Source organism: Vannielia litorea, from assembly GCF_018424695.1.
GTDB classification, from domain to species: Bacteria; Pseudomonadota; Alphaproteobacteria; order Rhodobacterales; family Rhodobacteraceae; genus Vannielia; species Vannielia litorea_A.
Map to the genome: position 1 here is coordinate 1 of NZ_QTNQ01000122.1, position 7999 is coordinate 7999.

Consider the following 7999-nt stretch of genomic DNA (forward strand, 5'->3'; position numbering starts at 1 on the left):
ACGAAGCACCTCCCCGCCCCATTTTCTTGCTGCAAATATCTCCGGGGGGCGTGGGGGGCTGGCCCCCCACGGCAAAAGACCCGCCAGAAGCGGCCAAATTCGATCATCTTGAGAGGGAAGAAGGTGGCGCGGTTGACGGGGCTCGAACCCGCGACCCCCGGCGTGACAGGCCGGTACTCTAACCAACTGAGCTACAACCGCGCATGGGCCAAAAGGCAAATACAGCGTGGCGCGGTTGACGGGGCTCGAACCCGCGACCCCCGGCGTGACAGGCCGGTACTCTAACCAACTGAGCTACAACCGCGCAGCGCTGTAGGGGGCCTTCTAAGCGGGCGGCACAGGCGCGTCAAGCGGCCAATCGCGCGCAATCAGTATTTGATCGTCCTGGTCTTTTCGAGGCTCGAAACCATCAGTTCCTCAACCTTCGCGAGCTTGTCGATCAGGTAGGTCAGGTTGCCCGCGCTCACATCATGCGTGGCCGTGGTGGTCACAAGCTGTCCGTTCACCTCGTTGCTCACCTTCGTCTCCAGCACCACCGGCTGGCGCTTGGTATAAAGCGCCTGCATCACCTCCCACGCAGGATCTCCCGAAAAGCCCCATACCGGGGCACCGGGCCGCGATTCGTCCTCGCGTTTCAGCGGCCAGCGCTGCTCTTGCTCGGGCAGGATCAGCTCCATCGCCATCTCCATCTTCCCGGCCTCAACCTGCGCGCCCACCATGTCCCACAGGGTGGCGTTGACCACACCGCTGGCCGGAAAGGCCATCACCCGAAGCCCGGTAAACTGCAACGCCTCGTCGAAGAACCGCACCAGGAACAGCCCCTTGCCTGCCGCCATGTCCACCCGGCACACGTAGCCGCCGCCGTTGCGCCGCGCACAATCGGCCACCGGCCGCGCCGGGGCCTCCTCTCCCTTGAACTTCAGGTAATAGGTGATGCGCCCCTCGGTATAGGCCACATGCTCCTGCGTATCGCCCGAGTCGGGCAGGAACTCGGCCCAATATTGCTCCACCTGCCCGTTCTTGACCCCGCGCATGCATTGCACCTGGCCACCAAAAGCGCCGGGCCAGGCCTCGATCCGGTGGATCTTCTCCGCCGGGCTGCCCTCCGGCGCATCTCCAAGGTAAAGCGGCGCCTCGCAGGGCGGCATCTCCTGCGCCATCGAATGACCGGCACAAAGCACAAGCCCAACGCCCACAAAAATCGGTTTGAACATGACAAACCCCTCTCAAATCTCTCAAATCTGTAGCAACAGGCTACGCGAGAGGCCGCGGGCCTGTCCAGCGACCGGCCAGGGCGCGTCGCACATCGACTGAAGGTTGAGGGCGCGGCCACCTTCTCAGCCCAAGGTTTTGACAGCGCACCTTCCCTTGGGTTAACTAGCCTCAGCGTCTCTCGGTCCGGGTCCGCTCCCCCGCCCGCGCAGACGCCCACCACGCGGCAGCAGCAGGAGGCGCCCATGCCCGGTCCCATCAACATCGGTGTCACCTGGCGCCGCGACGGTCGCAACGTGGCCCACCGGGGCGATCTCGCCGTCTTCGACCACATCGACCTGCGCGGCGACCTCGCGGTGTTCTCCCTTGCCTGGGACGGCGCAGACACGCCGGACGACCTGAACCTCGGCGAGCTGGGCGACATGCACCTGCTCGTGGTGCCCGGCGGCCCCCACGCCAACGACACCCAGATCCCCACGGTCAAGATGAACAGGGGCCGCGCCGTGGCCCTGAACCCGGCCAACGCCCCGCGCCCGGGCGGCACGGCAACCTACGCCCGCGAGCGGGCGCAATCCGAGCTCGACCTGATCGAGCAGGCCCGGATGCTCGGCATGCCCATCCTCGCCCTCTGCGGCGGCTCGTGGCGGCTTGTGGAAAACTACGGCGGCTCCACCATCGAGCTGGCCGCGCTGGACCGCGATGGCAAGGTGATGACCTCGGGCTTCACCAAGTCCAACCGTACCCGCCACGCCGGCGCGATGGACAATGTGTCCAGCGAGTTCAAGCACGGCATCCACACCCGGCCCGGCAGCCTGCTCGAAGATGCCACCGGGCGCGCCGGGGTGCGCAAGGGTCTCGAGGAAGGCGAGACGATGCCGGAGATGCATGTCAACTCCGTCCACTGGTCCGCCGTGCGCACCGGCAACATGGGCACCCGCCCGGGCATGGCGCCGCAACCCTTCGATGTCACGCCCAACAACATGCTCCAGAAAAGCGCGGTCGATTCTGGCAAGCCGGGCACCAGCGAGGCGGTGGAAAGCGCCGCAGGCGCTCCGGTGATCGGGGCCCAATGGCACCCCGAGTATCAGTTGCCCACCCACGAGGAGGACGAAGAGCACCCGACGTCTCGGGCCAACAATCTCGCGTTGATCCAATACATGATCGACGCCGCCAAGGCCTACCAGTCGCATCGCGCCTCGGTGGAGGCACTGATCGAGCGGTTCGGGCGGGGCGCGCCCATCGGACGTGCCGAGGGCGTCCGCTTCAGCGGCGCGCCCGCCCACACCGGCGCGACCCCGGGCGCACCGATGCCGGCCAGCTCCATCCCCCGCCACGCCAGCGACAGGGCCAGCCACCACAACATGGCCGGCGCCGAGAAGGCCGTGCGCGCCTACCTCTTCGGCCTGGGACGTGACAGAAACCTCTTCCTGACCCCCTACGAGTTGCTCAACCTCGCCCTCGGCGCCCCGCTCTCGACATTCCGCACCAAGAAAGACCGATCCGGCAAGCGCATCTCCAGCTTCATGTTCAAGAACGTCTGGGCCCGAAAATACTGCAGCCAGGACGACAAGGACATGATCCTGAAAACCTGGCCCGCCTGACCCGCCCAGGCCCGCAACCGCGCCTGACCACCGGCCGCATCGCTCACGCTGACACGCCGCGCAAGCGGCATGCTTCGGTCGGGCCCAACACACGGCGCCCCGGTGCCGCCCGGATCATTTGGAAGGAAGTGGTGGGTCGTGAGAGGCTCGAACTCCCGACATCTTCGGTGTAAACGAAGCGCTCTACCAACTGAGCTAACGACCCGAACCGGCGAGGGCTTTAGCGCGAGAGCCGCGCCGGGATCAAGCCCCCCTGGCAGTGAAAGGCCCCGCGCTTTTCAGCAGCGGGGCCCCGAAACTGGTGGGTGATAAGAGATTTGAACTCCTGACATCTTCGATGTGAACGAAGCGCTCTACCACTGAGCTAATCACCCGTGGGGGGCGATTTAGCCGTTGTCGTCGTCCTCTGCAAGAGGCTTCACCGCAGTTTTTCGCCGCAGTTTCAGCATCACCATCTCGCCATTCGGCAGCGGCTTGCGCTTGTGGATCATCAGCTTGCCCAGCTCGGGCATCTGCATGTCGGTGCCCTCCCCGATGATGGCGGCCAGTTCGGCCAGCGTTGCCTCGACCACGGGTTTGACATCCTTGCGATCCAGCCTCGTGGCTTCCATCACCCGGGCGACCAACTCCGGCTTCTTCATCAAGCGGTCCGCAACGACCGGCTTGGCCGGGGTGACAACGGTGATATCGGGCTTGGGGGCGGGCTCCACGAGCTTCATCGCCGGGGGCGCGGGCTTCGCCCCGCGCTTGCTGCCGCTGGTCTTGGTGCCGGTGCGGCTCCGGCTGCCGGTCCCGGCCTTCCCGGTCGATGTGCTCTTGCTGCTTCCCGTTGTCTTTCGCGGTCCGGCCATCCTTGCCTCTCTCTTGTCTCTTGTGCTGCTGCTCTTGAGGCGAGCCTAGCAGGCTCAGGGCCTCGTGCAATTGTCCACTTGACCTCAACCATGCTTGAGGCCGCACGGTCGCCCCATGACCGCTTCAACACCCCGCTCCGCACCGTCCCTGCTCGCCCCCGGCACCCGTGGCCCGGTGCTGGCCATCTCGGCCGGGATCGGCATGCACGCCTTCAACGATCTCGCCATTTCGGCCTCGATCCCGGTTGCAATGGACGATCTCGGCGCGTTGCCCATGCTCCCGCTGGTCTATGCGCTTTTCTTCATCGGCGTGGTGGCCGGCGGCGTCACCTCGGCCGAGATTCGGGTGCGGTTTGGCGCGCGTACCACGGCGCTCGGCGCGGCGGCCTGCTTTCTGGCCGGCACCGCGCTGACGGCGCTGGCCTGGAACGGGCCGGCCTTCGCGCTCGGGCGCGCCTTGCAGGGGGTTTCCGACGGGGTGATCGCCGCGCTGTGCTATTCGCTCATCCCCCAGCTCTTTGCCGCCTCCATCGTGGCGCGGGTCTTTGCCGTGGAGGCCACCGTCTGGGCCCTCGCCGCCGCGCTGGGGCCGCTCGCGGGCGGCTATGCCACCGAACACGCGGGCTGGCCCTTCGCCATGCTCACCGGCCTGCCGCTGGCGCTGACATTCCTGGCCGCCGCCGCGCTGATCCTGCCGGGCCGCCGGGCCGATGGCTTCGTGGCCAGGCGCCGCACCCCGCTCGGCCCCGTCGCCCTCTGCCTCGCAGGCGCCGCTCTGCTGGCGCTCCCCTCCGCCCTGCCCGCCGCGCCCGTGTCCGCCCTCGGCCTCGCCCTTCTGGCGCTGGCGTTGACGGTGGATCGCCGCCGCCCCCTGCCCCGGTTCTTTCCCTCCGAGGCCTTCACCTTGACACCGCTGGGCGCGGGCACCTGGCTCATCTTCCTGATGCCCGTCGCGCAAAGCGTCTCGTCGATCTTCACCGCACTCTGCACCCGCGCCATCTTCGGCCTTTCCACGATCCTCACCGGCTGGGTCGTGGTCACCATGGCGCTCAACTGGAGCTGCTGGGCCATGGTCGCGGGCCGCCTGCCCGCCCACCACAGGCAGGCCGCGCTGCGCTTTGCACCCGCGCTTCAGGTGGCGGGGGCAGCCTGCGTCGGCACAGGCTTCATCACCGCCACCCTGCCGCTGGTGCTGCTGGGCCAGTCCCTCTCGGGCGCCGCCTTCGGCCTCTCCTGGGGGCCGGCCAACCAGCTTATCATGGAGGCCGCGCCGGAAGCCGAGCGCGCCCGCACCGCCTCCTTCATGCCCACCGTGCAGACATTGGGCTTCGCCACCGGCGCCGGGCTCTTCGGATGGATCGCAAGCCTCACCGGGCTGGTGCCCGCGCTTGGAACCGGGGCCACCGCCCCGCCGCTCGCCGCGCTCTGGGGCACCGCCACGCTGGTTGCGCTCCTCGCCCTGCTGGCAGCCCGCAGGCTCTACGCCCACCGCCCCGTGACACCCCGGAGCGTGGCCTAGTCGGAGAGATCCACCTCGATCCCCGCCGCCTCAAGGGCCGGGCCCAGATCACGGCCAAAGGTCGAGGTGGTCACAGGCCCGGCGACACGGGCAAGAATGCGGCCCTCGCCGTCGATCAGATAGGTCTCCGGCACCCCATAGGCCCCCCAGGCAAAGCCGCTGCGCCCCTCCACGTCCGCGCCGATGGCGGTGTAGGGGTTGCCCAGTTCGGCCAGGAAATCCGCCGCCTTCGCCGGGTCGTCCTTGAAGTTGATGCCGTAAATCGGCACCCCCGCCTCCGCCAGCTTCACGAGGTTCGGGTGCTCCACCCGGCAGGGCGCACACCAGCTGGCCCAGAAGTTCACCAGCTTCAGCCCCTCGGCGTCCAGCATCTCGCGGCTGAACTCCGGCTCCCCCGGCATCGCCGCGAGGGTCAGCTCCGGCGCGGGCCGGCCGATCATGGTCGAGGGCAGCTCGTTCTGCCCTTCCCGCCCGTTGCCCCACCAAAAGGCCAGGCCGATCAAGAAGATCACCCCGAAGGGCACAAAATAAAGCGGTTTCATTTCCGGCCCTCTTCCATCTGCCGCAACCGCGCCCGCACCTTCGCACCGCGCCGCAGCGTCACGATGAGCAGCCCGGCCAGGATCGCGATGGAACCGGCATAGGCCAGCAGCACCTCTGCGGCGTATTTTCCAAGCTCAGGCATCGGCCATCCGCGCCCGCGCCTCCAGCGCCTTGATCCGTCGCGCGCGGATTTCCGTGCGCGTGCCCATCAGCACCAGCGCGAGAAACAGCAGGAAGAACCCCGCCATCGAAACAAAGAGCGGCAGCGCATAGACGTTGCTCACCTTCTCCTCCGTGTCGCTGCCCGTCACCGCCCCGGCCCGCAGCACCGAGGCGCCCTGATGCAGCCCCTGGTTCCAGAAGTTCACCGCATAGCGGCTGAGGATCGCAAAGACCGACCCAACGAGGCAGAGCACAGAGGTCAGGTCGGCGGCGGTGTCCGGGTCGTCGATCGCGGCCCAAAGCGCCATGTAGCCAAGGTAGAACAGGAACAGGATCAGGAAGGACGTCAGCCGCGGGTCCCAGGCCCACCAGGTGCCCCACATCGGCTGCCCCCAGACCGCGCCAGTGAACAGGGCGATCAGCGTCATCGCCACCCCCACCGGGGCGGCGGCCTTGGCGGCCAGCGCGCTCACGTGGTGGCGGCGGACCACCCAGATCAGCGAAGCCACGAGCATCATAGCCCAGGCGTTGATCGCCATCATCGCCGCCGGCACATGGATGAAGATGATCTTCACCGTCGCGCCCTGCTTGTAGTCCTCCGGCGTGGCGAAAAAGCCCCAGCAGACGCCCACCAGCGTCACCAGCCCGGCAAGCACCGCACAGGCAGGCAAAATCCGGCCGCTCGTGGCCATGAATTTCACCGGATTTGCATATTCCCAAAGCGACATGCCGCGCACCCTAGGCCCCGTCCCGTCTCGGCTCAATACACATACCCCGGAGCCCCTCAGCGCAGGTTGATACGTATTGCCGCAGCCGCCGCGAAAGGCAGCAACGCCACCGCGCCCGCGGTCAAGCCACCAAGAAGCGCCAGCGGTGTGCCAACGGCAAGCCCATCCACGCCCCGCCGCGCCACCTCGGCCCCGAAAATCAGCACCGGCACATAAAGCGGCAGCACGATCAGGCTGAGCAACAAGCCGCCCCGCTTCAACCCCACCGTCAGCGCCGCGCCAAAGCATCCGATGACCGAAAGCGCAGGTGTCCCCACCGCCAGCGACACCGTCAGCCACAAGAATCCCGGCCCCGGCAGGTGCAGGAGCACCGCCAATACCGGCGCGGCCAGCACCAGCGGCAGGCCAGTGGTCAGCCAATGCGCCAGGGCCTTCACCGCCGTTACCCCCTCCAGCGGCACCGGGGCCGTGGCCAGCAAGTCCAGCGAGCCGTCCTCATAGTCCAGCGCGAAGATCCGGTCGAGCGAGAGCAGGCAGGCAAGCAACGCCCCGATCCAGAGCACCCCCGCCGCGATCTCGCCCAGCACCTCGGGCTGCGGCCCCACCGCAAAGGGCACCAGGGTCACGACGATCAGGAAGAACGCCAGCGCCAGCCCAAAGCCCCCGCCCGCGCGTACCGCCAGCCGCATATCGCGCAGCAACAACGCCCTCATGCCCCCGGCCTCCGACCAGAAGAATTTTCAGGAAAATTCTTCCAGCCCCAAAAATCTTCAGGAAGATTTTTGCCCCCGCCCGCAAAATCTTCGTGAAGATTTTTCCGCCCGCACATCACAGGAAGGCCTCGTCAAACCCGCCGGGCGCGGCCCGCTCGACAGCCCTGAACGCGCCCAGCTCCAACACCCGCGCCTCCTCCAGCCCCAGCGAAATATGCGTGGCGATCACCGCCGCACCGCCCGCCGCCACATGCGCGCGCACCACACCGGCAAACAGCGTCACCGAGGCCGCGTCGAGAGATACCGTCGGCTCATCGAGCAACCACAGCGCCCGCCCCGTCACCAAGAGCCGCGCCAGCCCCAGTCGCCGCTTCTGCCCGGCACTCAGGCTCCCGGCCATCCTCTCGGCGAGCGCCGAAAGGTTCATCCGCTCCAGAGCGTCGCCCAGGCCCTGCCCATGCAGCTCCGCCCAAAAAGCAAGGTTTTCCTGCACTGTGAGCGTCGCCTTCAGCCCGTCGGCATGGGCGGCATAACCCGCGCCCTCGCTCTCCACCCCGCCCTCCAGCGGCTCCGCCAGCCCGGCCAGCACGCGTAGCAGCGAGGTCTTCCCCACCCCGTTCGGCCCGCGCAGCACCAGCACCTCGCCCGGTGCAACCTCGAAGGTAAGCCC

At 67.6% G+C, this 7999-nt stretch carries 9 protein-coding genes and 4 tRNA genes; 2 read left to right on the forward strand and 11 right to left on the reverse strand.

The genetic code is table 11. The annotated features are described in order from the left end of the window. Window positions 1-124: 124 nt before the first annotated feature. From DYI42_RS22270 to DYI42_RS22280, 3 genes are all read right to left on the reverse strand, one after another. Window positions 125-201: transfer RNA gene (locus DYI42_RS22270), tRNA-Asp, on the reverse strand. A 26-nt stretch (window positions 202-227) separates the two neighbouring features. Then, window positions 228-304: transfer RNA gene (locus DYI42_RS22275), tRNA-Asp, on the reverse strand. A gap of 64 nt (window positions 305-368) precedes the next feature. Further along, the gene (locus DYI42_RS22280) at window positions 369-1214 is read right to left on the reverse strand and encodes a hypothetical protein (RefSeq protein WP_213549106.1); all 846 of its coding nucleotides are present in this window, start codon (window positions 1212-1214) and stop codon (window positions 369-371) included. Between the two features lie 243 nt (window positions 1215-1457). Here DYI42_RS22280 and DYI42_RS22285 point away from each other — a divergent pair, with 243 nt between their 5' ends. Continuing rightward, window positions 1458-2813 carry a gamma-glutamyl-gamma-aminobutyrate hydrolase family protein gene (locus DYI42_RS22285; RefSeq protein ID WP_213549108.1) on the forward strand — a complete coding sequence of 452 codons (1356 nt, stop codon included), beginning with the start codon at window positions 1458-1460 and terminating at the stop codon, window positions 2811-2813. A 129-nt stretch (window positions 2814-2942) separates the two neighbouring features. On the opposite strand, the gene DYI42_RS22290 is transcribed toward DYI42_RS22285, so the two are convergent. The 3 genes from DYI42_RS22290 to DYI42_RS22300 form a co-directional block, all read right to left on the reverse strand. After that, a tRNA-Val gene (locus DYI42_RS22290) sits at window positions 2943-3018 on the reverse strand. A 94-nt stretch (window positions 3019-3112) separates the two neighbouring features. Further along, window positions 3113-3187: transfer RNA gene (locus tag DYI42_RS22295), tRNA-Val, on the reverse strand. Window positions 3188-3199: 12 nt separating this feature from the next. After that, window positions 3200-3664 (reverse strand): HU family DNA-binding protein, encoded by a 465-nt coding sequence (locus DYI42_RS22300; RefSeq protein ID WP_213549110.1) that lies wholly within the window; start codon window positions 3662-3664, stop codon window positions 3200-3202. A gap of 115 nt (window positions 3665-3779) precedes the next feature. Here DYI42_RS22300 and DYI42_RS22305 point away from each other — a divergent pair, with 115 nt between their 5' ends. Continuing rightward, window positions 3780-5183 carry an MFS transporter gene (locus tag DYI42_RS22305; protein ID WP_213549112.1) on the forward strand — a complete coding sequence of 468 codons (1404 nt, stop codon included), beginning with the start codon at window positions 3780-3782 and terminating at the stop codon, window positions 5181-5183. Here DYI42_RS22305 and DYI42_RS22310 read toward each other — a convergent pair. The 5 genes from DYI42_RS22310 to ccmA all read right to left on the reverse strand — a co-directional run. Next, window positions 5180-5725 carry a DsbE family thiol:disulfide interchange protein gene (locus DYI42_RS22310; RefSeq protein ID WP_213549114.1) on the reverse strand — a complete coding sequence of 182 codons (546 nt, stop codon included), beginning with the start codon at window positions 5723-5725 and terminating at the stop codon, window positions 5180-5182. The two genes, DYI42_RS22305 and DYI42_RS22310, sit on opposite strands and share 4 nt — an antisense overlap. After that, window positions 5722-5868: a heme exporter protein CcmD gene (ccmD, locus tag DYI42_RS22315; protein WP_213549116.1), complete on the reverse strand. Its 147-nt coding sequence runs from the start codon at window positions 5866-5868 to the stop codon at window positions 5722-5724. Before ccmD ends, DYI42_RS22310 begins: the two co-directional genes overlap by 4 nt. Further along, the gene (locus tag DYI42_RS22320) at window positions 5861-6616 is read right to left on the reverse strand and encodes a heme ABC transporter permease (protein WP_213549118.1); all 756 of its coding nucleotides are present in this window, start codon (window positions 6614-6616) and stop codon (window positions 5861-5863) included. The genes ccmD and DYI42_RS22320 overlap by 8 nt, the downstream gene beginning before the upstream one ends. Window positions 6617-6672: 56 nt before the next feature. Next, window positions 6673-7329, reverse strand: a complete 657-nt coding sequence (gene ccmB / locus DYI42_RS22325; protein WP_213549120.1) for a heme exporter protein CcmB — start codon at window positions 7327-7329, stop codon at window positions 6673-6675. Between the two features lie 115 nt (window positions 7330-7444). Continuing rightward, window positions 7445-7999 (reverse strand): heme ABC exporter ATP-binding protein CcmA (gene ccmA / locus DYI42_RS22330; RefSeq protein ID WP_213549122.1); only part of this gene is annotated, 555 nt, incomplete at its 5' end.

What these genes read in the sequence shown, in the direction of transcription:
- DYI42_RS22320 (WP_213549118.1), bottom strand. Translation starts at nt 6,616, where the DNA reads ATGTCGCTTTGGGAATATGCAAATCCGGTGAAATTCATGGCCACGAGC.
- DYI42_RS22310 (WP_213549114.1), bottom strand. Translation starts at nt 5,725, where the DNA reads ATGAAACCGCTTTATTTTGTGCCCTTCGGGGTGATCTTCTTGATCGGC.
- DYI42_RS22300 (WP_213549110.1), bottom strand. Translation starts at nt 3,664, where the DNA reads ATGGCCGGACCGCGAAAGACAACGGGAAGCAGCAAGAGCACATCGACC.
- ccmB (WP_213549120.1), bottom strand. Translation starts at nt 7,329, where the DNA reads ATGAGGGCGTTGTTGCTGCGCGATATGCGGCTGGCGGTACGCGCGGGC.
- DYI42_RS22305 (WP_213549112.1), top strand. Translation starts at nt 3,780, where the DNA reads ATGACCGCTTCAACACCCCGCTCCGCACCGTCCCTGCTCGCCCCCGGC.
- ccmD (WP_213549116.1), bottom strand. Translation starts at nt 5,868, where the DNA reads ATGCCTGAGCTTGGAAAATACGCCGCAGAGGTGCTGCTGGCCTATGCC.
- DYI42_RS22285 (WP_213549108.1), top strand. Translation starts at nt 1,458, where the DNA reads ATGCCCGGTCCCATCAACATCGGTGTCACCTGGCGCCGCGACGGTCGC.
- DYI42_RS22280 (WP_213549106.1), bottom strand. Translation starts at nt 1,214, where the DNA reads ATGTTCAAACCGATTTTTGTGGGCGTTGGGCTTGTGCTTTGTGCCGGT.